We start from the raw sequence: 23,989 nt of genomic DNA, 5'->3' as shown, positions 1-23,989 counted from the left end.
TTGGTTCTGAAACCACGAACAACCCCATACCTGCATGGTGTGGTGCGGTAGTTCACAGTTTCATAGTGTTTCGGTGGTCATAGCGTGAGGGAAACGCCCGGTTACATTCCGAACCCGGAAGCTAAGCCTTACAGCGCCGATGGTACTGCAGGGGGGACCCTGTGGGAGAGTAGGACGCCGCCGAACAAATTGTGATGGGAAACCCCCGTGCCGGATGGCACGGGGGTTTTCTGCGTTGTGCTGCATTTCTGTGCCCGCCCCTTCCCTCCCATTCCTTCATTGTCCTTGGGGCGGACTCAGAGGCGGCCCGCTGCCTTGAGGGAGAGATAGGCGTCGGCCAGCGCCGGAGGCAGGGCGTCAGGGGTGGCGTCCACGACCGTGACGCCATGGCGGGTGAGCTGCTCCACGGTGCGCTGCCGCTCCGCCTGGGACTGGGCGGCGGCCGCGGCGTCGTACACCGCCTCCGTGGTGCCCCGGGACGTGGCCATCTTGGCGATGTGCGGGTCCGCGACGGACGCGACGAGAACCGTGTGGCGCTGGGTGAGACGAGGGAGCACCGGCAGCAGGCCCTCCTCGATGGGGGCCGTGTCGAGGCTGGTCAGCAGCACGATCAACGAACTGCGGGGGGCCGTGCGCAGGGCCGTCGCGGTGAGGCCGCGGGCGTCCGTCTCGACGAGCTCCGGCTCCAGCGCGGCCAGGGCGTTCACGAGAGAGGGAAGCGCGTCGCCCGCGGCCTTGCCCTGGACCAGGGCGCGTACGCGGCGGTCGTAGGCGAGGAGGTCGACGCGGTCGCCCGCACGGGACGCGAGCGCCGCCAGGAGGAGCGAGGCGTCCATGGACGCATCGAGACGGGGAGCGTCGCCGACGCGGCCCGCGGAGGTGCGGCCGGTGTCGAGGACCAACAGGATGTGCCGGTCGCGCTCCGGGCGCCAGGTGCGGACCGCCACCGCGGACTGACGGGCGGTGGCGCGCCAGTCGATGGAGCGGGTGTCGTCCCCGGGAACGTACTCGCGGAGGCTGTCGAACTCGGTCCCCTGACCGCGGATCAGCACGCTGGTGCGGCCGTCGAGTTCACGCAGGCGGGCCAGCTTGGACGGCAGGTGCTTGCGGCTCGCGAAGGGCGGCAGGACGCGCAGGGCCCAGGGGACGCGGTGGCCGCCCTGGCGGGTGAACAGCCCCAGTGGGCCGTACGAGCGGATCGTGACGCGGTCCGCGCGGTGATCGCCGCGGCGGGTGGGGCGCAAGCGCGTGGTGAGACGGCGGCGCTCTCCGGAAGGGACGTCCAACCGATGCCGGGAGGAGGCGACTTCGGTTCCTGGCTGCCAGCTGCTGGGCGGCCAGGCGTCGCGGACGTCGGCACGCAAGGGGCGCTTGGTGGGGTTGGTGACGGTCAGCTCGACGTCCACGGGCTCGCCGAGGCGCACGGTGGTGTCGCCGGAGCGGGTCAGGCCGAGCCGGCGGACGGGTGCGGCCAGTGCGTAGTCGCAGGCGCAGGCCAGGGCCAGCGGGGCGTTGACGGCCAGGATGCCGGTCCAGCTGGGTTCCAGGAGGCCGACGGGAAGGGTGCCGAGCGCCGCCAGGAGGGCGGCGCGGCCGGTGGGGGCCATCAGCGGGGCACCGGCACGTGGTTGAGGATCGCGGTGATGACGGAGTCGGCCGTCACGCCTTCCATCTCGGCCTCGGGGCGCAGCTGGACGCGGTGGCGGAGCGTGGGCAGGGCGAGCGCCTTCACGTCGTCAGGGGTGACGTAGTCGCGCCCGGTCAGCCAGGCCCAGGCGCGGGCTGTCGACAACAGGGCGGTGGCACCGCGCGGTGACACGCCGAGCGTAAGGGACGGCGATTCGCGGGTCGCACGGCAGACGTCGACTACGTAGGCGGCGATTTCGGGGGAGACCGATGTCTTGGCGACGGCGGAGCGGGCGGCTTCGAGGTCGGCTGCCGTCGCGACGGGGCGCACGCCCGCGGCGCGCAGGTCGCGCGGATTGAAGCCTTCCGCGTGGCGCTGCAGCACGGCGATCTCGTCCTCGCGGGCGGGCAGGGGCACCGTCAGCTTGAGGAGGAAGCGGTCCAGCTGGGCCTCGGGCAGGGGGTAGGTGCCCTCGTACTCGACGGGGTTCTGCGTGGCGGCCACGAGAAACGGGTCGGGCAGGAGGCGCGGGGTGCCGTCGACGGTGACCTGGCGCTCCTCCATCGCTTCGAGGAGGGAGGACTGCGTCTTGGGCGGGGTGCGGTTGATCTCGTCGGCGAGCAGGAGGTTGGTGAAGACCGGGCCCGGCTGGAAGGAGAACTCCGTGCTGCGGGCGTCGTAGACGAGGGAGCCCGTGACGTCGCTCGGCATCAGGTCGGGGGTGAACTGGACGCGCTTGGTGTCGAGTTCCAGGGAGGCGGCGAGGGCGCGCACGAGCAGCGTCTTCGCGACGCCGGGGACGCCTTCGAGCAGGACGTGGCCGCGGCAGAGGAGGGCCACGACGAGGCCGGTGACGGCGGGGTCCTGGCCGACCACGGCCTTGGAGATCTCGGTGCGCAGGGCCTCCAGGGAGGAGCGGGCGCGGTCGGAGCTCCCGGCGTTGTCAGTGGTCGGGTCCATCATGAAGTACGTACCTCACTTTCGAGGGCGTCGAGTTGGTCGGCGAGGGCGATGAGCCCTGCGTCGTCGCCGGGCGGCGGGCCGAAGAGAAGGGGGTGCAGGTCCCGGCCGGGCGTGCGCAGGCGGCTCGTCAGGGCGGGCAGGAGCGCCTCGGGCGAGTGGGCCCGGGCGGTGGGGACGCCGACGAGGGGGGCGAGGCGGGTGCGAGTGGCGGAGCGAAGAGCCGTGGCGGCGCGGTCGCGGGCGTCGGCCTTGCGGTAGAGGCGGGCGCGGCCTTCGACGGCTTCGGAGGCGCGGATCGCGACGGGGAGCTTCTCGGGGACGAGCGGGCCGAGGCGGCGGGCGCGCCAGAGGGCGGCGAGCGCGGCGGCGACGGCGAGCTGAAGGGTGCCCCAGAGCCAGCCGGAGGGGATCAGGTCGAAGAAGCCTTCGTCGGCGCTGTCGTCGACGGCGTCATCGGCGAGCGAGGGGAGGTACCAGACCAGGTGGGGGCGGGAACCGAGGAGTTGGAGGGCGAGCGAGGCGTTGCCGTGCTCGTCGAGGCGGTCGTTGTAGAGGATGTCGGGGGCGCCGAGGACGACGGTGTCGCCCTTCGCGTCCCCGGAGGCCGCCGTGGCGGGCAGCCGCAGGAGGCTGGGCAGGCCGTCGCTGGAGTAGCAGGAATCGGCGTCCGGGACGAGCGTCTCGTAGCGGTTGCCGCCGACGTCGGCGGTGCCCGCGCGGCGGGCGGCGGGCAGGGAGCAGCCGGGGGACAGCGTCGAGTCGAGGCTGCGGGCGGAGTCCGCGGTGACCCCGGGGGCGAGGGTCGAGACCGACAGGGTGTTGGGGGCGACCAGGACGGTGCGGCCTCCGGAGTCCTTGGTGGCGGCGTGCAGCCGGGACTGCTGGCGTTCGGTGAGGAGGTCCGGGGTGGCCACGAGGAGCGTGGTGTCCGGTCCCGCGGCGGACCGGGCCTCTTCGGTGGTGGTGACCACGCGCGTGGACACGCCCCGGTCGTCGAGGAGTTCGGCGACGGCACGGCTGCCGTAGGGGTCGGCGGAGCGCGGGTCCAGGCGCCCGTGCTGGGCGCCGGAGCGGACGGCGGCGATGGCGATGGCCGCGGCCACAAGGACGACGAGCGCGAGGGCGATGCCCCGGGTGCGGGTCCAGAGCTGGCGCGGGGTGGCGGCGAGGGACGTCCCCGCGGGTGCGTCCGCCGGGGCCTCGGCGAGCGGGGCGGCTGTCCGGGACGGGGCGCCTTCGGGGGTGCCCGGTGTGTTCGCGGCTGTGCCCGGTGCGTCCGCGCGGGGGGTGGGGCCGGTCATCCGTCGGCTCCGGGGGAGCTGGTCGGGGACGCGCCGACGGTGGTGAGCACCGGCTTGGCGCGCTCCAGGGCCTGGTCGAGCTGGGCGATGCGCCGGTACGCGGCCGCGTCGGCGCTGCGGCCGCCGTACGTGACGTCGTCGAACTCCCGGGCCGCGGCACGCAGCTCGGTGGCGTGCGCGGGCAGGGTGCGGCCGGCCTCGGCGGCCGCCTCGTCCGCCGTGCGGCCGGGGCGCGGGTCGAGCAGGGCGCGCTCCTCCAGGGAGCGGACGACGGCGCGCATCCGCTCCTGGACGGCCTGGTTCCAGTGGCCCTGGGCGGCGTGCGCCTCGGCGGTCGCGCGGTGTTCGGCGGCGCTGCGGGGGCGGTCGTCGAAGAGGGCGGCCGAGGTGGCGGGGGCGCGGCGGGGCGTGCCGAGGCGCCACCACAGGGCCGCGCCGACGGCGGCCACGGCGAGCACGATGACGACCAGGCCGAGCCCGCCGCCCGGAGCCGCCCCGGAGGCGGCGTTGAGGAGGTCGCCCGCCCACTCCCAGAAGCGGTTCAGGGCGCGCTGGAAGAGGCCCGGGTCGTTCTCGTGGTACGCGGGCTTGGACAGCTCCTCCTCGGCCGCCTCCCGCGCGGGGCCGCGCGGGATCGTCACCGGAGGTTCGTCGCCGGTGCGCGGCAGCGACAGGGCCGCCCTGAGGCCGGTGCGCGGCGACGCCGTCCCGAAGCCAGGGAGTGACGACGGGACGGCCGTGCCGAGCCTGTTGAGTACTGCCCCCGCCAGGGTCACCGCATCAGCTCCCCGGGGTGCTGCCGGGCGTGTCGGAGTCGCCGTGACCCGGGACGCCGGCCGCGCGGGCCAGCTCCAGGTCCAGGGCCTCGCGGCGGATCCGCTGGTCGATGTAGAGGAGCACGGTGACGCCCGCGGTGATCGGGAACGTGAGCAAGGAGCCGATGACCTGCCCGATGCCGCTGACGATCAGGAAGGTCCAGCCGACGTCACCGGTACCGCTGTCCAGGAGGTTGGAGACGCTGTCGCCGCTGAGCGCGCTCGCGATGACGGTGAACGGGATGACGATGATCGACGAGATGACGTTCGCGATGACGGCGGCGAGCAGCTGGATGCCGAAGACCCGCCACCAGGAGCGGTCGACCAGCTTCGCGGACCGGCTCATCGACTTCTTCACGCCCTGCTTCTCCAGCATCAGGGCCGGGGAGGAGAGCGAGAGGCGGACCATCAGCCAGATGGCGACGAGACCGGCCGCGAGGCCGCCGAGGATCGCGAGGGTGACACCGGCGTCACCGGCCCCGAGGGCGGCGATCAGTACGCCGGGCAGGGTGCCGACCGCGACGATGCCCACCGCGATGAGCGGAAGGAGCAGGGTGAGGCCGAGCAGCTTGGGCAGCATCGGGCGGGAGTCCCGCCAGGCCTCCGCCGTGGTCACGGATCTGCCGAGCACGGCGCGGCTGGTGACCATGGTGAGCAGGGCGGTCGCCACGATCGTGCCGAGCAGGGTGATGACCAGGACGACGCCGCTGCCCACGAGCGTGGCACCGAGGGCGCGGGTCACCTCGCCGACGGTCGCGCTCGGGTCGTCCAGGGCGTCGGTGTCGGCGGAGTCGTTGAGGAAGAGCCCCTGGAGAAGGACGACGACGAGCTCGGTGACGACGGCGACGGTCAGCGAGATGCCGAGGACCGTGCGCCAGTAGGTGCGCATCGTGGAGACCGCGCCGTCCAGGATCTCGCCGACGGCGAGCGGGCGGAGCGGGATGACACCGGGCTTGGCGGCGGCGGGCGGGCCCTGCCAGGCGCCCCAGCCGCGGTAGGGGCCGCCGGGTCCGCCCTGGCCTCCTTGGCCGCCTCCGGGGCCGCCGGTGGGGCCGCCGCCCCAGCCCTGGCCGGGAGGAGCGGGCGGGGGCGGGGTCTGGGCCGGGCCGGGCGCGGACCACTGGGCGGGCGGCGGCTGCTCCTTCGACCACTTCGAGGACGGGCCGCTCGGCTGGTCCTGGGGGGCCTCGGGCCCCTGTTCGCCGGAGTCGTGGCCGTCGGAGGGGGCGGATCCGGGCGAGGCCCAGCCCGGAGTGTCGTTCATCGTCGCTCCTTCACAGTGCCCGTCCGCGGTCGCGGCGGCAGGTTGCCTGCCATCGTGCCACGGGGCGGTGGCCCGGGGACCAGGCACGGTGGCCCGGAGACCGTGTGCTGGCCGGGCTGCACACCTTCTATTGTCCGACGGGTAGCGGGCAGACTGGGCGGATGGCTGATCAGTACGCGCAATCCGGCGAGGACGTACGGCCGACACCGCCCCAGGCGACTTCCGGCGGCGACCCGGGGACGCCCGGCGGCTCAGGTGCGCCCGGCACGCCCGGTCCCTCCGGCGTCCCCGGTCCCTCCGGCACCACCGCGACCTCCGGCACCACCGCGCCCTCCGCGGCCCCTGTGCTCCCAGAGACTCCAGAGACCCCTGAGGCTTCCGTGGCCTCTGCGATGCCTGCGACGGCCGCGATTCCTACGATCCGGTGGGACGAGCCGCCCGAGGGACCCGTTCTCGTCCTCCTCGACCAGACCAGGCTGCCGGGCGAGGAGACGGAGCTGGTGTGCACGGACGCGCCCGCTCTGGTGCAGGCGATCCGGACGCTCGCCGTGCGCGGGGCGCCGGTGCTCGGCATCGCCGGGGCGTACGGCGTCGCGCTGGCCGCGGCCCGCGGCTTCGACGTGGACGAGGCGGCCGAGGCGCTCGCGGCCGCGCGGCCCACCGCCGTGAACCTCGCGTACGGCGTGCGCAGGGCCCAGGCGGCGTACCGCGGCGCGGTCGCCGGTGGCGCGGACGGGCGGGGCGCGGCGAGTGCCGCCCTGGCCGCCGCGCGGGCGCTGCACCAGGAGGACGCCGAGGCCAGCGCGCGGATGGCGGTGCACGGCCTGGCGCTGCTCGACGAGCTGCTGCCCGGCGGCGGGCACCGCGTCCTCACGCACTGCAACACCGGGGCGCTGGTCTCCGGCGGCGAGGGCACGGCGTTCGCGGTGGCGCTCGCGGCACATCGCGCGGGCCGGCTGCGCAGGCTGTGGGTCGACGAGACGCGGCCGCTGCTCCAGGGCGCCCGCCTCACGGCGTACGAGGCGGCGCGCAACGGCATGCCGTACACCCTGCTCACGGACAACGCCGCGGGATCGCTGTTCGCGGCCGGTGAGGTCGACGCGGTGCTGATCGGCGCCGACCGGATCGCGGCCGACGGTTCGGTGGCCAACAAGGTGGGGAGCTATCCGCTCGCGGTCCTCGCCCGCTATCACCACGTGCCGTTCGTGGTGGTGGCACCGGTGACGACCGTGGACCCGGAGACCCCGGACGGCGCCTCCATCGAGGTCGAGCAGCGGGCCTCCCAAGAGGTGACGGAGGTCACGGGCCCCTTCGTCGCGGGGGCGGGAGGGGAAGGGGGAGGCGGAATTCCGGTGGCGCCGCTGGGGACGCAGGCGTACAACCCGGCCTTCGACGTGACGCCCCCCGAGTTGGTGACGGCCATCGTCACGGAGGAAGGTGTCGTGTCCCCGGTCACAGCGGAGGCCCTTGCCGAGCTGTGTGCCAGGTCACGCCAGGTAACGATTAGCTAATGGGATGATGTCAGGCATGAAGGGACGAGTCCTTGTCGTCGACGACGACACCGCACTGGCCGAGATGCTCGGGATTGTGCTGCGTGGTGAGGGTTTCGAGCCGTCGTTCGTGGCGGATGGCGACAAGGCGTTGGCGGCTTTCCGGGAGGCCAAGCCGGATCTGGTGCTCCTCGATCTGATGCTGCCCGGTCGGGACGGCATCGAGGTGTGCCGTCTGATCAGGGCGGAGTCCGGGGTGCCGATCGTCATGCTCACTGCCAAGAGCGACACCGTGGACGTGGTGGTCGGCCTGGAGTCCGGGGCCGATGACTACATCGTGAAGCCGTTCAAGCCCAAGGAGCTGGTGGCCCGCATCCGGGCGCGCCTGCGTCGCTCCGAGGAGCCCGCGCCGGAGCAGCTGGCCATCGGTGACCTGGTCATCGATGTCGCGGGGCACTCCGTGAAGCGGGACGGGCAGTCCATCGCGCTGACGCCGCTGGAGTTCGACCTCCTGGTGGCGCTGGCCCGCAAGCCGTGGCAGGTGTTCACGCGCGAGGTGCTGCTCGAGCAGGTGTGGGGCTATCGCCACGCCGCCGACACCCGCCTGGTGAATGTGCATGTGCAGCGCCTGCGCTCCAAGGTCGAGAGGGACCCGGAGCGGCCGGAGATCGTGGTGACCGTCCGTGGCGTCGGTTACAAGGCCGGACCGAGCTGACGTGTCCAAGGACAGTTCCGCTCCGGCGCCCGGCGACCCGGGAGCGCGTCCGGGGCGGACTGTGCGGCCGCCACGGCGAGGGTCCCGGTTCGGGGCCCTCGTCGACAGCGGCCTGATGCTTCAGGGCGGAGTGCAGGGCAGCCCCGTGCTGCGGCTCTTCACCCGCTGGGTGCGCCGTCCGCTGCTGCCCGTGATGCGGCTGTGGCGGCGCAACATCCAGCTCCGGGTCGTCGTCACGACCCTCCTGATGTCGCTCGGCGTGGTCCTGCTGCTGGGCTTCGTCGTCATGAGCTCGGTGAGCAACGGCCTGCTCAAGGCGAAGGTCAACGCCTCCCAGAGCCAGGCCGACGGCGGCTTCAAGGTCGCCCAGGAGAAGGCCAACTCCGCGCGCCCGTCCTCCCCACAGGGCGACGGCGCCGACGGCCCCACGGCGCAGAACGCCGCCGTGTGGATGTCGGAGCTGGCCGAGCAACTCGCCAGCGGCGGGCAGAACGCGTTCTACGTAGTGACGTTGAGCTCCAATACGGGTGACGTCGGCAGCGTGCGCGGACCACGTGCCTCCGGAGGTGTGGACCCGATCCAGAGCGTGCCCGAAGAGGTGCGCGAGAAGGTCGGCGACGGCACGCTCGCCTACCAGAGCAACACCCGCATCAACTTCATCGACCACCGTGCGTCGCAGGCCGGCCTGGTGATCGGCAAGCAGCTCAGCGACCTCAACGGCGACTCGTACCAGCTGTACTACCTCTTCCCGCTGACGCAGGAAGAGGAGTCGATGCGGCTGGTGCGCGGCACGCTCGCGACGGCGGGCCTGTTCGTGGTGGTGCTCCTCGGTGCCATCGCCTGGCTGGTCGTGCGCCAGGTCGTCACGCCCGTACGGATGGCGGCCGGGATCGCCGAGCGGCTGTCCGCGGGGCGGCTCCAGGAGCGCATGAAGGTCACCGGAGAGGACGACATCGCGCGCCTCGGCGAGGCCTTCAACAAGATGGCGCAGAACCTCCAGTTGAAGATCCAGCAGCTGGAGGAGCTGTCGCGGATGCAGCGCCGGTTCGTGTCGGACGTGTCGCACGAGCTGCGCACGCCCCTGACCACCGTGCGGATGGCGGCCGACGTCATCCACGAGGCGCGCGTGGACTTCGACCCGATCACGGCGCGCTCCGCGGAACTGCTCGCCGACCAGCTGGACCGCTTCGAGTCGCTGCTCGCCGATCTCCTGGAGATCAGCCGCTTCGACGCGGGCGCGGCGGCCCTGGAGGCCGAGCCGATAGACCTGCGCGAGGTGGTCCGCAGGGTGGTGGGCGGCGCCGAGCCGCTCGCGGAGCGCAAGGGCACCCGCATACGGGTCGTCGGCGACCAGCAGCCCGTGGTCGCGGAGGCCGACGCGCGGCGCGTGGAGCGGGTGCTCAGGAACCTCGTGGTCAACGCCGTGGAGCACGGCGAGGGCCAGGACGTCATCGTCAAGCTGGCGGTGGCGGGCGGCGCGGTCGCCGTCGCCGTGCGGGACTACGGCGTCGGGCTCAAGCCCGGCGAGGCGACCCGCGTCTTCAGCCGCTTCTGGCGGGCCGACCCGGCACGCGCGCGTACCACCGGCGGTACGGGCCTCGGCCTGTCCATCGCCCTGGAGGACGCGCGTCTGCACGGCGGCTGGCTGCAGGCCTGGGGGGAGCCGGGCGGCGGCTCGCAGTTCCGGCTCACGCTGCCGCGCACGGCCGACGAGGTCCTGCGGGGCTCGCCGATACCCCTCGAACCCGACGACTCCCGGCGCCACCGCGACCGGGACGCCGCCGGCCTTCCGCGCGGGGGCGGCGGCAAGCGGGCCACCGTGCCGCACCAGCCGCAGGACCAGCCGCCGCCCGTGCCCGCCAAGGCGCCGATCGCGCCCCGGCTCGCCCAGGCGGCCGCCCTGGACGTGGACCCGACGGCCCTGCCGGGCAACGGCGCGCGCGTGGTGCCCCGCCAGCCCCTGGTGCCGGGAGACGAGCGGACGGGGGAGTCGCGTGGCGAGGTACCGGCGCCGGGAACGGACCGGTACGCACCGACAGCGGATCACAAGGCGGATCACAAGGCGGGCCCCAAGGCTGATCACCGCGACGAGCCGGGAGCGGGCAGTGGCGGCGGGCCGGATGCGGGCAGGAGCGGCCCTGGAGCCGACGAGGAAGAGGGAGCCTCGCGTGCGCGCTGAGGGGAACGGGCGGCGGCTGCGGGCCGGGGTCGCGCTCACCGCGGGCGCGGTGCTGCTCGCCGGGTGCGCGTCCATGCCCGACGAGGGCAATCTGAAGAAGGTCGACGCGTCACAGCGCCCGGACTCGCAGTCCCAGGTGCGCGTGTACGCGATCCCGCCGTCCGAGAACGCGCGGGCCGTGGACATCGTCCAGGGCTTCCTGGAGGCCCTGACCAGCGACGACCCGGACTTCACGATCGCCCGGAAGTACCTCACGAAGGAAGCGTCCGCGGCGTGGGACCCGGAGCACTCCACCACGGTCCTCGCGGACGGCCCGAACACGGTCGCGGACAACCTGGGCAACGACAGCGGCGGCGGCAGGACGTACTCGCTGACAGGACGCCAGGTCGCGACGGTGAACAAGCAGCACGCGTACGTGCCCGACGAGAAGTCGTACGCGCAGACGGTGCACCTGTCGCAGCAGAGCGGGCAGAACGGCCGGGCGTGGCGCATCGACCGGCTGCCCAAGGGCATCGTGCTCGGCGAATCGGACTTCGAGCGCAACTACGAAGCGGTCAACAAGTACTACTTCGCCGAGCCCGGGGCGGGCAGCCGCGGCGGCGGCCCCAAGGCGCTCGTCGCCGACCCCATCTACGTACGGCAGCGCATCGATCCACTGACGGAGACGGTGAAGTCGCTGCTGGACGGGCCGACGCACTGGCTCGAACCGGTGGTCAACTCGCGGTTCGACACCGGGACGAGGCTCGCGCCCGACGCCAAGTCGCTGGCGCCCGACGACAAGAACAAGCTGGTCGTGCCCCTGAGCGGGCGCGGTGGCCGGGTCGGCCAGGAGCGGTGCACCGAGATGGCCGCGCAACTGCTCTTCACCCTCCAGGACTTGGCTTCCTCCGGAGTGGAGCAGGTGGAACTCCAGCGCGAGGGCGGCTCGCAGCTGTGCGTGCTCGGCAAGGACCGCGCCGAGACGGTCGCGTCGCCGCGCAGCACGAACCGCCCGGCGTACCAGTACTTCGTCGACGACAAGCAGCGCCTGGTGCGGATGCCGGGCAACGCGGGGAGCAACGCCAAGCCCGAGCCGGTGTCCGGGCCGTTCGGCCAGCCGGAGGAGGAGCTGCAGTCGGTCGCGGTGTCGCGCAACGAGGTGCGCGCGGCCGGGGTGTCGGCCGACGGGCACCGGCTGTACACGGCGTCCCTGGTCGGCGGTGCGCTCGGCGGTCCCGAGCTGCGCTCGCGGGGCAAGACGCCGGACCAGGGCCTGTCCACGCCCAGCTGGGACGGCCGGGGCGACCTGTGGGTGGCCGACCGGGACCGGAAGCGGCCGCGCCTGCTCTGGCTCGACCAGGGCACGGGCGAGCCGGTGCAGGTCGGCGTCTCGGGCCTGGACGGGCGCATCGAGGCGGTCCGGGTTTCGGCCGACGGCGTGCGCATCGCGCTGCTCGTGAAGAAGGGCGGCAAGACGTCGCTGCGCATCGGCCGGGTCGAGCGCTCGGGCGGCAAGGGCGAGCGCCCGGAGATCTCCGTCGTCGAGCCGCGCGAGGCGGCCCCGCAGATGGAGGAGGTCACCGCCATGTCCTGGGCGGGCCCGAGCCGTCTCGTGGTGGTCGGCCGCGAGTCCGGTGGCGTGCAACAGATGCGGTACGTCCAGTGCGACGGCTCGGCGCGCGCGGGCGCGACGCTGCCCGGTCTGACCGGCGTGAAGGAGATCGCCGCGTCCGAGGACGAGACGCAGCCGCTGCTCGCGCACTCGGACGACGGCATCGTGCGGCTGCCGTCGGGGGCGCAGTGGCAGACGGTGGGCAAGGACGGGACGGGGCCGGTCTATCCCGGGTGACGCCCGTGGGGCGGAGCCGCCCCCGGAGCCGCCCCCGCGCCTGCCCCTGGAGCGCCCCTCAGAGCGCCTCAGGGGCGCCTCAGGGGCGGGCGCGTCTCCCGGCGCGCGGAAGTCGGTACAGAGGCGCGTCGACGCAGCCCAGCCGGGGTGCGGTCCGTTGTCCACAGGGGGTTATCCACAGGGGTGGCAGGGCGGCCCGCGCATTGGCACAGTGGTGGGCATGCGGGGGTGGTGGCAGGACCTCACGGATCTGGTGCTGCCGACCGAGTGCGGAGGCTGCGGGACGCCTCGGGTGGCGCTGTGCGCCCGGTGCCGGACCGCTCTGTGCGGGGCCGCGCCGCGCAGGGTGCGGCCGGTGCCGGAGCCGCCGGGCCTTCCGGTGGTGCACGCGGCGGCGGCGTACGAGGAAGCGGTGCGGGCGGCCTTGCTCGCACACAAGGAAAGGGGCGCGCTGGCGCTCGTCGGACCGCTCGGCGAGGCGCTCGCGGGCGCGGTGCGGGCCTCGCTGGCGTACGGCGGCGCGGACGGGGCGCGCGGTGCGGCCGCCGGGGGAGCCGGTGCGGCCTCCGTGCTGCTCGTCCCGGTGCCGTCCGCGGGGCGCGCGGTGCGGGCGCGGGGGCACGACCCCGTGCGGCGGATCGCGCTGGCCGCGGCGGGTGAGCTGCGCCGCCACGGGGTGCCCGCGCGGGTGCTCGGGGCGCTGCGGCAGCGGCGGCCGGTCGCCGACCAGTCCGGTCTCAACTCCCGCGAGCGGCGGGCGAATCTGTCGGGTGCGCTCGGGGTGGTGGCCGGTGCGGGGCCGCTGCTGCGGGGCGCGGGGCACGTTGTCGTCGTGGACGACCTCGTGACGACCGGCGCCTCCCTCAGGGAAGCGGCGCGTGCGCTGGATGGAGTGAACGGCGCATACGGGGAAGGAGATGACCGAGCGCACCGGACCGGCCCCGAGGCACGGAACGGGGCGGAGAACCAGATAGGGAACCAGCCAAGCCACGGTAAGCAGAACGGCGCCGTGGGCACGTCCGCTAATGCCCTGGTGGCCGGGGCAAAGGGGTCCGCAAAGACACTCAGCGCGGCGGTCGTCGCGGCTTCACCGGATTCCTTCGAAATAAACCGGAACTGACTGAGAACTTTCATCGTTGCAGGTAGTGAGAGGGTCAAGAAGCCCGAATGGAGGTACGCCGCAGTAGAGGGTGACGACATCCGTCCGGGCGAGATATGTTCGGTTGTGAGGAGCAGCGGACAGCGCTTCCTCGCATATCGGAATGCCGGTCCATGGGTTTTCCGCAATCACCCGGGGCCGGTGGGTGGAGATCTTGCCCACGGGGGAGGAGGAGGTGGAAGTCACCGAGTCCGAGGCTCCGGGAGTGCCCGGGGTCTGGTGCAAAAGGGAGAAGCCCCGCCGAGGTGGCGGAGCGATCCGGGAACGGAGTTCTGCGTGGACATCGTCGTCAAGGGCCGCAAGACCGAGGTGCCCGAGCGGTTCCGCAAGCACGTGGCCGAGAAGCTGAAGCTGGACAAGATCCAGAAGCTCGACGGCAAGGTGATCAGCCTCGACGTCGAGGTGTCCAAGGAAACCAACCCGCGTCAGGCCGACCGTTCCGACCGTGTGGAGATCACCGTCCGCGGGCGCGGACCCGTGATCCGGGCCGAGGCCTCGGCGTCGGATCCGTACGCGGCACTCGACCTGGCGACCGCCAAGCTCGAAGCCCGGCTGCGCAAGCAGCACGAGAAGCGGCACAACAGGCGTGGCACCGGCAGGCTCACCGCCGCCGAGGTCGCCAGCCGCGTGCCGGACGCGGCGCATCTCAACGGGGACGGCACCGTGGCCCACGACGAAGAGCCCGACGGCGTGCCGACCACCAGGATCGGCTCGCTGGAGATCCAGGGCGAAGGCCCCCTCGTGGTCCGCGAGAAGACGCACGTCGCAGCCCCCATGTCACTCGACCAGGCGCTCTACGAGATGGAGCTGGTCGGCCACGACTTCTACCTGTTCATCGACTCCGAGACCAAGGAACCGAGCGTCGTCTACCGGCGGCACGCCTACGACTACGGAGTGATCCACCTCAACGCGGACCCCATGGTCACCCAGGCGCAGTCGGCCGGCGGAGGCAGCGCCCTCGGCGGCTGACGCCCCCCTCGCGGAGCGCGTAGGCAGGTGCCCCTGGAGCGCGTGTGCGCCCCCAGGGGCACCCCCGTGCGCCCACTGCGCGCGCGGCTCGGCCGCCGGGCATGGAATCATGGGCCCGACAGCCCAACCCGCTTGACCCTGCCTAGGGTTGGTGCAGCCAAGGCAAGACACTGGCCCTGGCCTTCAGGGGGAGGAACGATGGCGGACAGCTTCGGACCGATGCGGAACGAGGATGCCGGGGACGGCATCGGCATCGGCACGGACGCGGGCGCCCCGCGCAAGGAGCCCATCCGGGTCCTCGTGGTGGACGACCACGCGCTCTTCCGCCGCGGCCTGGAGATCGTCCTCGCCGCCGAGGAGGACATCCAGGTGGTCGGGGAGGCCGGTGACGGCGCGGAGGCGGTGGACAAGGCCGCGGACCTGCTGCCGGACATCGTGCTCATGGATGTGCGCATGCCCAAGCGCGGCGGCATCGAGGCGTGTACCTCCATCAAGGAGGTGGCCCCCAGCGCCAAGATCATCATGCTGACGATCAGCGACGAGGAGGCCGACCTCTACGACGCGATCAAGGCGGGCGCCACCGGCTATCTGCTCAAGGAGATCTCCACCGACGAGGTCGCCACGGCGATCCGGGCGGTGGCCGACGGGCAGTCGCAGATCAGCCCGTCGATGGCGTCGAAGCTGCTCACGGAGTTCAAGTCGATGATCCAGCGCACGGACGAGCGACGGCTCGTGCCCGCGCCCCGGCTCACCGACCGGGAGCTGGAGGTCCTCAAGCTGGTGGCCACGGGCATGAACAACCGGGACATCGCCAAGGAGCTGTTCATCTCCGAGAACACCGTGAAGAACCACGTGCGCAACATCCTGGAGAAGCTCCAGCTGCACTCCCGGATGGAAGCCGTGGTGTACGCGATGCGGGAGAAGATCCTCGAAATCCGCTGACCTGTCCGCCGCCGGCCCGACCCGGCGCCGCCGGGCTGCGGGGCGCCGCCGCCCGCCCCGGTGCCGGTGACCGGCCCGGCCCCGGTGACCGTCTGGCGGGCCGTGGCCGGGGCGGGCCGGGTGGTCGTCAGCCCAGGGCGCGGACCAGGTCGGCCGTCAGCTCGGGGCGGTCCGCCACGCGCTCCACGCGCACGGCGTCGCAGCCCACCCACTCCGCCGCCTCCAGAAGCGCCCGAGCGACCGCGGGAACCGCCTTGGGGCCCTCCAGGGACACCTGCTTGGCGACCAGCGTGCCCCCCTCGCGCGCCGGGTCCACCCGGCCCACCAGACGGCCGCCCGCGAGGACCGGCATCGCGAAATAGCCGTGGATCCGCTTCGGCTTCGGGACGTACGCCTCAAGGCGGTGGGTGAAGCCGAAGATCCGCTCCGTCCGGGCCCGCTCCCAGATCAGGGAGTCGAAGGGCGACAGGAGCGTGGTGCGGTGGCGGCCGCGCGGAGGCGTCGCGAGGGCCTCGGGGTCCGCCCAGGCGGGCTTGTCCCAGCCCTCGACCGCCACCGGCACCAGGCCGGAGTCCGCCACGACCGCGTCGAACTGCTCGCCCTTGAGGCGGTGGTAGTCCGCGATGTCCGCACGCGTGCCCACGCCGAGGGCCTGGCCCGCCAGACGGACCAGACGGCGCACGCACTCCCGGTCGTCCAGGTCGTCGTGGAGCAGGTCGTCGGGGACGGCGCGCTCCGCCAGGTCGTACACCCGCTTCCAGCTGCGGCGCTCCACGCACACCACCTCGCCGTACATCAGCGCGCGCTCCACCGCGATCTTGGAGTCGGACCAGTCCCACCACTCGCCCTTGTTCTTCGCGCCGCCCAACTCCGTGGCCGTGAGCGGGCCTTCGGCGCGGAGCTGCTTGATGACCTGGTCGTACGCGCCGTCCGGGAGGTCGTGGTGCCAGTGCGGCCGGGCGCGGTAGGCGCGGCGGCGGAAGGCGAAGTGGGGCCACTCCTCGATGGGCAGGACGCAGGCGGCGTGCGACCAGTACTCGAAGGCGTGGGGCCTGCCCGCGGGCGCGCCGGGGGACGCGGGGCCCCAGTACGCCGACTCGACCTGCTTGCGGCCCACCGCGCCCAGGCGCGCGTACGGGATCAGCTCGTGGGAGCGGGCCAGGACCGAGATCGTGTCCAGCTGCACCGCGCCCAGGTGGCGGAGGACGCCGCGGACGCCTGCGCTGCGGTCGGGGGCGCCGAGGAAGCCCTGGGCCCGGAGGGCGAGGCGGCGGGCTTCGTCGGCGGTGAGGGTGGCCTCGGGGGGCGGGGTGCGGGTGGGCTCGGTCATGGTCGGAACGATAGGGGGAGGGTCTGACAGCGGGGGCCCGGGTGGGCCTTCGCGTGCGGCTGCCCTCGCGGGGGCGCCCCGCTGGGTCCATCAGCGCGCTCCGCGCGCGGGCACCCCTTCCCGAAACCAGGGGGCTCCGCCCCCGGACCCCCGTTATCGGCGCTCCGCGCCTCGTCCTCAAGCGCCGGACGGGCTTGAAGGTCCGCTGCGCGCTCGTCGTTCAGGCTGCGCGCTCGTCGTTCAGTTCGCCGTCGGCAGATACTGCTGTTGCGACGGCAAGCCGATGTCCGTGGGCAGGAGGGCGCCGATCCAGCAGTCGCGGAGGGTGTTCTTGTTGGGCAGGGCCGCGCGGAGGGTGCCCTCGATGGTGAAGCCCGACTTCTCGGCCACCGCGCGGGAGCCCTCGTTGCCCACCTCGGCGCGCCACTCCAGGCGCGTGCAGCCGAGGCGGGTGAACGCCCAGTGGGCCATCGCCTGGACGGTCTCCGTCATGTAGCCGTGGCCCCGGTGCTCCTTGGCGGTCCAGAAGCCGATCTCCCAGCTGCCCGCGCGCGGGTGGTGCAGGCTCGTCGCGGCCAGGAGGGGGCCGCCCGCACGGGGACGCACGGAGAAGGTGTACTCGATGTCGTGGCGCCAGCCGTCGGGGACCATGCGGCCGGTGAAGCCCTCGGCGTCCACGCGCGCGTAGGGCGACGGGATGGTCGTCCAGCGCTGGATGTCGGGGTCCTGGCACGCCGCGTACACCTCGTCCGTGTCGGCGGACGTGAAGGTGCGCAGCAGCAGGCGCTCGGTGGTGAGAGTGACGGGCTCCATCGGCCGATTCTGCGCGGGCGCCCCGCGCGGCGCCAGCGGTTTGGGGCCTAGCCCTCGGTCCGGGGCGTCGACGGAAGGGTGCCTCGGTCCGGCCCGGCGCGTGCCGGAGGCGGCGCGGGGGCGGCGCGGGGGCGGTGCGGCGGTGGGCGGATCCGCGGTCGGATGGCCCGGTATGCGGCACCTTCCAGGCCGCCCGAGCGTTGACGTACTGGCAGACCTCCCGGCGTGGCGGGGTCCTCGCATACGATGGCCGTTGCCCGACGAGTACAACCGACCGTGCCAGGCCCGACCGGCAAGGAGACCAACCCCCGTGTCCGTCCTCTCGAAGATCATGCGTGCAGGCGAAGGCAAGATCCTGCGCAAGCTGCACCGCATTGCGGACCAGGTCAACTCCATCGAGGAGGACTTCACGGTCCTCTCCGACGCCGAGCTGCGCGCGCTGACCGCGGAGTACAAGGAGCGTTACGCCGACGGCGAAACGCTCGACGACCTGATGCCGGAGGCCTTCGCCACCGTGCGCGAGGCCGCCAAGCGCGTCCTCGGACAGCGCCACTACGACGTGCAGATCATGGGTGGCGCGGCCCTGCACATGGGTTATGTCGCGGAGATGAAGACCGGTGAGGGCAAGACGCTGGTCGGCACTCTGCCCGCGTATCTGAACGCGCTCTCGGGCAAGGGCGTGCACCTCATCACGGTCAACGACTACCTGGCCGAGCGCGACTCCGAAATGATGGGCCGCGTCCACAAGTTCCTCGGCCTGAACGTCGGCTGCATCCTGGCGAACATGCCGCCCGCGCAGCGCCGCGAGATGTACAACTGCGACATCACCTACGGCACGAACAACGAGTTCGGCTTCGACTACCTCCGCGACAACATGGCGTGGTCGCAGGACGAGCTCGTCCAGCGCGGCCACAACTTCGCGATCGTCGACGAGGTGGACTCCATCCTCGTCGACGAGGCGCGTACGCCGCTGATCATCTCCGGCCCCGCCGACCAGGCCACCAAGTGGTACGGCGACTTCGCCAAGCTGGTCACCCGCCTCACCAAGGGCAAGCCCGGCGAGCCCCTCAAGGGCATCGAGGAGACCGGGGACTACGAGGTCGACGAGAAGAAGCGCACCGTCGGCATCCACGAGTCCGGCGTCGCCAAGGTCGAGGACTGGCTCGGCATCGACAACCTCTACGAGTCGGTGAACACCCCGCTCGTCGGCTACTTGAACAACGCCATCAAGGCCAAGGAACTGTTCAAGAAGGACAAGGACTACGTCGTCATCGACGGCGAAGTCATGATCGTCGACGAGCACACCGGCCGTATCCTCGCCGGCCGCCGCTACAACGAGGGCATGCACCAGGCCATCGAGGCGAAGGAAGGGGTGGACATCAAGGACGAGAACCAGACGCTCGCCACGATCACCCTGCAGAACTTCTTCCGCCTCTACAAGCGCCAGGACCACCAGGGCAAGGAAGTCCCCGGCCTGTCCGGCATGACCGGTACGGCCATGACCGAGGCCGCCGAGTTCCACCAGATCTACAAGCTGGGCGTCGTCCCGATCCCGACGAACCGGCCGATGGTCCGCAAGGACCAGTCCGACCTGATCTACCGCACCGAGGTCGCCAAGTTCGCCGCGGTCGTCGACGACATCGCGGAGAAGCACGAGAAGGGCCAGCCGATCCTCGTCGGCACCACCTCGGTCGAGAAGTCCGAGTACCTCTCGCAGCAGCTGTCCAAGCGCGGCGTCCAGCACGAGGTGCTCAACGCCAAGCAGCACGACCGGGAGGCGACGATCGTCGCCCAGGCCGGCCGCAAGGGCGCCGTGACCGTCGCGACGAACATGGCCGGTCGTGGCACGGACATCAAGCTCGGCGGCAACCCCGAGGACCTCGCCGAGGCGGAGCTGCGCCAGCAGGGCCTCGACCCCGAGGAGCACATCGAGGAGTGGGCGCACGCCCTGCCCGCCGCCCTGGAGCGGGCCGAGCAGGCGGTCAAGGCCGAGTTCGAAGAGGTCAAGGCCCTCGGCGGGCTCTACGTCCTCGGCACCGAGCGCCACGAGTCGCGCCGCATCGACAACCAGCTGCGCGGCCGTTCCGGCCGTCAGGGTGACCCCGGTGAGTCGCGCTTCTACCTCTCGCTCGGCGACGACCTCATGCGCCTGTTCAAGGCCCAGATGGTCGAGCGCGTGATGTCCATGGCGAACGTGCCGGACGACGTCCCGATCGAGAACAAGATGGTCACGCGCGCCATCGCCTCCGCCCAGTCGCAGGTCGAGCAGCAGAACTTCGAGACCCGCAAGAACGTCCTCAAGTACGACGAGGTCCTCAACCGCCAGCGCGAGGTCATCTACGGCGAGCGCCGCCGCGTCCTGGAGGGCGAGGACCTGCACGAGCAGGTCCAGCACTTCATGGACGACACCATCGACGCGTACGTCGCGGCGGAGAGCGCCGAGGGCTTCGCGGAGGAGTGGGACCTCGACCGCCTCTGGAGCGCCTTCAAGCAGCTGTACCCGGTGAAGGTCACCATCGAGGAGCTCGAGGACGAGGTCGGCGACCGCGCGGGCCTGACCGCCGAGTTCATCGGCGAGGCCATCAAGGAAGACGTCCGCCAGCAATACGAGGCCCGCGAGGCGCAGCTCGGCTCCGAGATCATGCGCGAGCTGGAGCGCCGCGTGGTCCTGTCGGTCCTCGACCGCAAGTGGCGCGAGCACCTCTACGAGATGGACTACCTCCAGGAGGGCATCGGCCTCCGTGCCATGGCGCAGAAGGACCCGCTGGTCGAGTACCAGCGCGAGGGCTTCGACATGTTCAACGCCATGATGGACGGCATCAAGGAGGAGTCCGTCGGCTATCTGTTCAACCTGGAGGTCCAGGTCGAGCAGCAGGTCGAGGAGGTTCCGGTGGCGGACGCCGCGCCGTCCCTGACGAAGGACGGCGCGCAGGACGCGGTTCCGGCCGGTGCCGCCCGCCCGGAGATCCGGGCCAAGGGCCTGGACGCCCCGCAGCGCCCGGACCGCCTGCACTTCCAGGCGCCGAACGCCGAGGGCGGTGTCGACGAGGGCGACTTCACGACCTCCGGCGAGCCCGCGGGCAGCGCGCCCGCGGCCGGCGGTGACGGCATGACGCGCGCGGAGCGCCGCAAGGCCCAGAAGGGCGGCCGGCGCCGCAAGAAGTAGGCGCTGAGCGGACCGAGCGGGGCCGGGTGCCGGTGGCACCCGGCCCTTCGGCGTTCCCGGGCGTCCTCCCGCGCCCCGGGCGTTTTCGGCGTTCCCCGGGCGGCACCCGGCGCTCTCCGGCGTTCACGCCCGGTGCCGTACGCCGCTGTCGACCTCCACGGCGGTGCAGCGCCAGCGCTCGTCGTCGCCCCGGTGCAGCCGGAACGCCAGGGCGCGCAGCGCGGGGCCCGCGCCGACGCGGGCGAAGACCTCGTAGACGCCGGGCCGCACCTCGTAGTGGCCGACGCGCCGCACCGCGGGCCGGTGGCCGCCCACGGAGCGCAGCGGAAGCAGCTCGGCGAGCCGGACGAGGTCGTCGTAGGCGGTGTGGGCGACGTGGCGGGCCACCGCGTGGACCGGGCGCTGGCCGCTGAGCACCAGTAACAGCAGCTCCGTGAAGAGCTCCGCCGGGTGCGGGGGAGGCTGCGCGGGCACCCGGTGCGACCGGGAGCCGGGGCGGCGCGGATCGGGGCGCCCGGGCGGACGCCCCGCCGGTGGACGGGACGCGGCCGGGCGGCGGGGCCGGGTCATGACCTTCGGCCCGGCGGGCGCGGCGGGCGCGGCGGCCACGGGCGGCGGTGTGGGGGATTGGGACACGGCAGGGCCTCCGGAACGGGTAACGGCGAGAGCGGATGGGCCCGGCCCTCAGGACGCGGGACCCGGGGTCGGGACGCGGGACCCGGGACGCGGGACCCGGGGTCGGGACGCGGGACCCGGGACGCGGGACCCGGCGTCGGGACGCGGGACCCGGGACCGGATCGGGGGCTGGGATTCAGGCCCGGGATTCGGGCCTGGGATGCGGGCCTGGGATGCGGGGACGGGTTCGGGGCCGGGGTTGGGGACCGGTTCGGGACCGGGATCCGGGGGACGGGTTCGGGATCGGCGCCGGGATACCGAGGGGTAACTTCACTGGGATCTTGTACGGCGGCGAGAGCGGCCGTGGCAACGCTCCCGAGGCCCCGGCGAGCCCGCCGGGGCGGTTCGCTCATCCGGGTGAGCGGAGGGGCCCGCGACCCCCTGGCCACGGGGCCGGTGCGGGTGACGGGCCGGACGGGAGTGGACGCGGCGAGGGGCTCGGGCAGCACCTCGAAGGGGGACGCGCGCACGTATCCTGAAGCCCCTGCCGGGAGCCTTCGCTACTACGAAAGCGGCCAAGCCATGCGCGTCTACGTACCCCTGACACTGCCCCGTCTCGCGCAGGCGCACGAGGCGGGCGAGGTGGGTCCCGGGCCGCTGACCGCGTACGCCGTGACGCCCGCGCTGCGCGAGTGGTACGTGTCCGACGACATCGAGGAACTGGAGTACGCGGCCCTCAACCGGGCGGCGCTCGCCTCGCTGCGGCTGCTCGCGGGCGAGCCCGGCACCGCGCGGCGCCGGGTCGTCCTCGCGGCGGACGTGCCGGACCGTGCCGCCGTGGCCGACCCCGACCGGGGCCTGGACGCGGGGGCGCTCGGCGAGGTGCGGATCGCGGGCGCGCTGCCGCTGGCCAAGGCGGCGGCCGTGCACGTGGACGCGGACGACGCGGAGCCGGACGTCACGGCGGCGGCGGACGCGCTGGGGGCGGCGGACCAGGGCGACGACGACGCCCAGTTCGTCGTGGACGGCGCGGAGGACCACGAGCTGCTCTGGTACGCGACCCAGGAGATCCCGAACCTGGTCGGGCCCGGCGCCTGAGCCCTGAGCCTGCCCCGGCCCCGCTCCGGCCCCGAGGGCCGTGGGAGCGGTGCTGTCAGTGGGGCCGGGTACGGTCTTGTGCATGGGGAAGCTGCAGCGCGGGGCGCACGGGGCCCACATCGTCTGGGACTGGAACGGGACACTCCTGCACGACATCCACGCCGTGATCGACGCGACGAACGCGTCGTTCGTCGAGATAGGCCTGGAGCCGATCACTCTTGAGCGGTATCGCGAGCTGTACTGCGTGCCGGTGCCGCGGTTCTACGAGCGGCTGATGGGGCGGCTGCCCACGGAGGACGAGTGGCTGATGATGGACGCCGTCTTCCACAAGCACTACGGGGCGCGGGTGGACGCGTGCGCCCTCGCGGAGGGGGCGGCGGAGCTGCTCGCCGGGCGGCAGGCCGCGGGGCGGACGCAGTCCCTCCTCTCGCTGGCGCCGCACGAGCAGCTGGTGCCCTTGGTCCGGCGGCACGGGATCGCCGAGCGGTTCGTACGGATCGACGGGCGTACGGACGGGTCGCACACGGGGAAGGCCGAGCGGATGGTGCGGCACCTCGCGGCGCTCGACGGGGTCGACGCGGCGCGGATCGTCGTGATCGGGGACGCGGTGGACGACGCGGTGGCCGCGGCGCACGTCGGGGCGCGGGCGGTGCTGTACACCGGGGGGTCGCACAGCCGGGGCAGCCTTGAGCTCGCCGGGGTTCCCGTCGTGGACTCCCTCGGCGAGGCCGTGGACCTCGCGGAAAGCCTGGTGGCGTAGCCCCGGCCCCCTGCCCCCAGCCCCCGGCCCCTTGGGGGACCAGCTGCCCACAACCAGGGGGACGACCCAGGAGGAGAGCTACGTCACCGGCGCCTTCGCCCTGAGGACCGTGAGGAACTCCCGCATCCACGCCGAGTGGTCCGGCCACGCCCGGGCCGAGACCAGCGTGCCGTCGACGACCGCCTCCGCGTCCTGGAAGGTGGCCCCGGCGGTCTGCATGTCGATCTCCAGGGCCGGATAGGCCGTGACGCGGCGGCCCGCGAGGCCCCCGACCGCCGCGGTGAGCAGGGGGCCGTGGCAGATCTGCGCCACCGGCTTGTCCGCGTCGAAGAAGGCCTTGAGGATCTTGCGGAGCTCGAGGTCGCCGCGCAGATACTCGGGCGCCCGCCCGCCGGGGACGACGAGGGCGACGTACTGCCCGGGGTCGACCTCCGCGAAGGCCAGGTCGGCGGGCCAGGTGTACCCGGGCTTCTCCGTGTAGGTGTCGAAGCCCGGCTCGAAGTCGTGCACGACGAACTGGAGCTTCTTGCGGGACGGGGCGGCGATATGGACGTCGTACCCCTCCTCACGCAGTCGCTGGTACGGGTAGAGGACCTCCAGTGACTCCGCCGCGTCACCGGTGACTATCAGGATCTTGGCTGCCATCGCTGCTCGCTCCCCTGCTCGCCGCGTCGTACGTCGCGCGCCGTCCGCCTGCCGGTCGCCTCGTGGCGGCCGTCCAGGTCAACGTGCATCCGACGGGGGCGTTTGCCAAGAGGGCCTCCCGGGCCGCACGGGGACCGGGAGGGCGGGACTGTGCAGACTGTCAAAGTTCGGGCCCAGGTTTTGTACACATACGGCTCATGACGAGTTCCCGGTGGAGGGCGATAGCCTTGTCCCGTGATCAGCGCGATATCCCGCGGAGGCACCGCCGCCTCCGCCTTGCGCCCGCTATGCACGGAGGACATCCGTGCCG

Annotated in this window: 19 protein-coding genes and 1 rRNA gene; 11 read left to right on the top strand and 9 right to left on the bottom strand. The window is 72.9% G+C overall.

Features of this window, described 5'->3' with window-relative positions; all coding sequences use genetic code 11:
- The first annotated feature begins 69 nt into the window (after positions 1-69).
- Positions 70-186, top strand: a 5S ribosomal RNA gene (rrf, locus tag C9F11_RS16795).
- A gap of 110 nt (positions 187-296) precedes the next feature.
- Here rrf and C9F11_RS16790 read toward each other — a convergent pair.
- The 5 genes from C9F11_RS16790 to C9F11_RS16770 form a co-directional block, all read right to left on the bottom strand.
- Positions 297-1,607, bottom strand: coding sequence for a DUF58 domain-containing protein (locus tag C9F11_RS16790; protein ID WP_138960062.1), 1,311 nt, complete (start codon positions 1,605-1,607; stop codon positions 297-299).
- Positions 1,607-2,590, bottom strand: a complete 984-nt coding sequence (locus C9F11_RS16785; protein WP_138960061.1) for a MoxR family ATPase — start codon at positions 2,588-2,590, stop codon at positions 1,607-1,609. Before C9F11_RS16785 ends, C9F11_RS16790 begins: the two co-directional genes overlap by 1 nt.
- On the bottom strand, positions 2,587-3,891 hold the full coding sequence (locus C9F11_RS16780; protein ID WP_138960060.1) for a DUF4350 domain-containing protein: 1,305 nt from the start codon (positions 3,889-3,891) through the stop codon (positions 2,587-2,589). The genes C9F11_RS16785 and C9F11_RS16780 overlap by 4 nt, the downstream gene beginning before the upstream one ends.
- On the bottom strand, positions 3,888-4,565 hold the full coding sequence (locus tag C9F11_RS16775; protein ID WP_249402187.1) for a DUF4129 domain-containing protein: 678 nt from the start codon (positions 4,563-4,565) through the stop codon (positions 3,888-3,890). The genes C9F11_RS16780 and C9F11_RS16775 overlap by 4 nt, the downstream gene beginning before the upstream one ends.
- A 106-nt stretch (positions 4,566-4,671) precedes the next feature.
- Entirely contained in the window at positions 4,672-5,970 is a 1,299-nt protein-coding gene (locus tag C9F11_RS16770; protein WP_138960058.1) for a hypothetical protein, read from the bottom strand.
- A gap of 392 nt (positions 5,971-6,362) precedes the next feature.
- Here C9F11_RS16770 and mtnA point away from each other — a divergent pair, with 392 nt between their 5' ends.
- The 7 genes from mtnA to C9F11_RS16735 all read left to right on the top strand — a co-directional run bounded on the left by mtnA (position 6,363) and on the right by C9F11_RS16735 (position 15,252).
- Positions 6,363-7,481 carry an S-methyl-5-thioribose-1-phosphate isomerase gene (mtnA, locus tag C9F11_RS16765; RefSeq protein ID WP_138960057.1) on the top strand — a complete coding sequence of 373 codons (1,119 nt, stop codon included), beginning with the start codon at positions 6,363-6,365 and terminating at the stop codon, positions 7,479-7,481.
- Positions 7,482-7,485: 4 nt separating this feature from the next.
- Positions 7,486-8,175 (top strand): two-component system response regulator MtrA, encoded by a 690-nt coding sequence (gene mtrA, locus C9F11_RS16760; protein ID WP_189176211.1) that lies wholly within the window; start codon positions 7,486-7,488, stop codon positions 8,173-8,175.
- 1 nt (position 8,176) lies between these two features.
- Positions 8,177-10,354: an MtrAB system histidine kinase MtrB gene (gene mtrB / locus C9F11_RS16755; RefSeq protein WP_138960056.1), complete on the top strand. Its 2,178-nt coding sequence runs from the start codon at positions 8,177-8,179 to the stop codon at positions 10,352-10,354.
- A gap of 73 nt (positions 10,355-10,427) precedes the next feature.
- Positions 10,428-12,182 carry an LpqB family beta-propeller domain-containing protein gene (locus tag C9F11_RS16750; protein ID WP_138966579.1) on the top strand — a complete coding sequence of 585 codons (1,755 nt, stop codon included), beginning with the start codon at positions 10,428-10,430 and terminating at the stop codon, positions 12,180-12,182.
- A 220-nt stretch (positions 12,183-12,402) separates the two neighbouring features.
- Positions 12,403-13,302: a ComF family protein gene (locus tag C9F11_RS16745; RefSeq protein ID WP_138960055.1), complete on the top strand. Its 900-nt coding sequence runs from the start codon at positions 12,403-12,405 to the stop codon at positions 13,300-13,302.
- A gap of 258 nt (positions 13,303-13,560) precedes the next feature.
- Positions 13,561-14,310, top strand: coding sequence for a ribosome-associated translation inhibitor RaiA (raiA, locus tag C9F11_RS16740; RefSeq protein ID WP_138960054.1), 750 nt, complete (start codon positions 13,561-13,563; stop codon positions 14,308-14,310).
- Positions 14,311-14,508: 198 nt separating this feature from the next.
- Complete coding sequence (locus C9F11_RS16735; RefSeq protein ID WP_030686988.1) at positions 14,509-15,252, top strand: response regulator transcription factor; 744 nt, start codon at positions 14,509-14,511, stop codon at positions 15,250-15,252.
- A gap of 127 nt (positions 15,253-15,379) precedes the next feature.
- Here C9F11_RS16735 and C9F11_RS16730 read toward each other — a convergent pair whose 3' ends face one another.
- Both C9F11_RS16730 and C9F11_RS16725 read right to left on the bottom strand, forming a co-directional pair.
- Complete coding sequence (locus C9F11_RS16730) at positions 15,380-16,582, bottom strand: crosslink repair DNA glycosylase YcaQ family protein (RefSeq protein WP_138960053.1); 1,203 nt, start codon at positions 16,580-16,582, stop codon at positions 15,380-15,382.
- Between the two features lie 240 nt (positions 16,583-16,822).
- Positions 16,823-17,395, bottom strand: a complete 573-nt coding sequence (locus C9F11_RS16725; RefSeq protein ID WP_138960052.1) for a GNAT family N-acetyltransferase — start codon at positions 17,393-17,395, stop codon at positions 16,823-16,825.
- A 310-nt stretch (positions 17,396-17,705) separates the two neighbouring features.
- Here C9F11_RS16725 and secA point away from each other — a divergent pair, with 310 nt between their 5' ends.
- A complete protein-coding gene (secA, locus tag C9F11_RS16720) occupies positions 17,706-20,561 on the top strand; it encodes a preprotein translocase subunit SecA (protein WP_138960051.1) in 2,856 nt (951 codons plus the stop codon).
- A gap of 123 nt (positions 20,562-20,684) precedes the next feature.
- Here the strand turns inward: secA and C9F11_RS48640 are convergent, their stop codons facing one another.
- A complete protein-coding gene (locus C9F11_RS48640) occupies positions 20,685-21,197 on the bottom strand; it encodes an Rv3235 family protein (RefSeq protein WP_249401762.1) in 513 nt (170 codons plus the stop codon).
- 561 nt (positions 21,198-21,758) lie between these two features.
- Here C9F11_RS48640 and C9F11_RS16710 point away from each other — a divergent pair.
- Entirely contained in the window at positions 21,759-22,274 is a 516-nt protein-coding gene (locus tag C9F11_RS16710; RefSeq protein ID WP_138960050.1) for a hypothetical protein, read from the top strand.
- A gap of 82 nt (positions 22,275-22,356) precedes the next feature.
- Positions 22,357-23,034 (top strand): HAD family hydrolase, encoded by a 678-nt coding sequence (locus C9F11_RS16705; protein WP_138960049.1) that lies wholly within the window; start codon positions 22,357-22,359, stop codon positions 23,032-23,034.
- A 78-nt stretch (positions 23,035-23,112) separates the two neighbouring features.
- Here the strand turns inward: C9F11_RS16705 and C9F11_RS16700 are convergent, their stop codons facing one another.
- Positions 23,113-23,679 carry a DJ-1/PfpI family protein gene (locus C9F11_RS16700; RefSeq protein WP_138960048.1) on the bottom strand — a complete coding sequence of 189 codons (567 nt, stop codon included), beginning with the start codon at positions 23,677-23,679 and terminating at the stop codon, positions 23,113-23,115.
- Positions 23,680-23,989 lie beyond the last annotated feature (310 nt).

It is taken from the genome of Streptomyces sp. YIM 121038 (assembly GCF_006088715.1).
GTDB lineage: Bacteria > Actinomycetota > Actinomycetes > Streptomycetales > Streptomycetaceae > Streptomyces.
The sequence above is the reverse complement of the archived record's forward strand: the minus strand, read 5'-3'. Positions and strand labels throughout refer to the sequence as shown.

What these genes read in the sequence shown, in the direction of transcription:
- mtrA (WP_189176211.1), top strand. Translation starts at nt 7,486, where the DNA reads ATGATGTCAGGCATGAAGGGACGAGTCCTTGTCGTCGACGACGACACC.
- C9F11_RS16750 (WP_138966579.1), top strand. Translation starts at nt 10,428, where the DNA reads ATGCCCGACGAGGGCAATCTGAAGAAGGTCGACGCGTCACAGCGCCCG.
- mtnA (WP_138960057.1), top strand. Translation starts at nt 6,363, where the DNA reads ATGCCTGCGACGGCCGCGATTCCTACGATCCGGTGGGACGAGCCGCCC.
- C9F11_RS16785 (WP_138960061.1), bottom strand. Translation starts at nt 2,590, where the DNA reads ATGATGGACCCGACCACTGACAACGCCGGGAGCTCCGACCGCGCCCGC.
- C9F11_RS16745 (WP_138960055.1), top strand. Translation starts at nt 12,403, where the DNA reads ATGCGGGGGTGGTGGCAGGACCTCACGGATCTGGTGCTGCCGACCGAG.
- C9F11_RS16710 (WP_138960050.1), top strand. Translation starts at nt 21,759, where the DNA reads ATGCGCGTCTACGTACCCCTGACACTGCCCCGTCTCGCGCAGGCGCAC.
- C9F11_RS16735 (WP_030686988.1), top strand. Translation starts at nt 14,509, where the DNA reads ATGGCGGACAGCTTCGGACCGATGCGGAACGAGGATGCCGGGGACGGC.
- C9F11_RS16770 (WP_138960058.1), bottom strand. Translation starts at nt 5,970, where the DNA reads ATGAACGACACTCCGGGCTGGGCCTCGCCCGGATCCGCCCCCTCCGAC.
- C9F11_RS16725 (WP_138960052.1), bottom strand. Translation starts at nt 17,395, where the DNA reads ATGGAGCCCGTCACTCTCACCACCGAGCGCCTGCTGCTGCGCACCTTC.
- C9F11_RS16730 (WP_138960053.1), bottom strand. Translation starts at nt 16,582, where the DNA reads ATGACCGAGCCCACCCGCACCCCGCCCCCCGAGGCCACCCTCACCGCC.
- C9F11_RS16700 (WP_138960048.1), bottom strand. Translation starts at nt 23,679, where the DNA reads ATGGCAGCCAAGATCCTGATAGTCACCGGTGACGCGGCGGAGTCACTG.
- C9F11_RS16790 (WP_138960062.1), bottom strand. Translation starts at nt 1,607, where the DNA reads ATGGCCCCCACCGGCCGCGCCGCCCTCCTGGCGGCGCTCGGCACCCTT.
- C9F11_RS16780 (WP_138960060.1), bottom strand. Translation starts at nt 3,891, where the DNA reads ATGACCGGCCCCACCCCCCGCGCGGACGCACCGGGCACAGCCGCGAAC.
- C9F11_RS16705 (WP_138960049.1), top strand. Translation starts at nt 22,357, where the DNA reads ATGGGGAAGCTGCAGCGCGGGGCGCACGGGGCCCACATCGTCTGGGAC.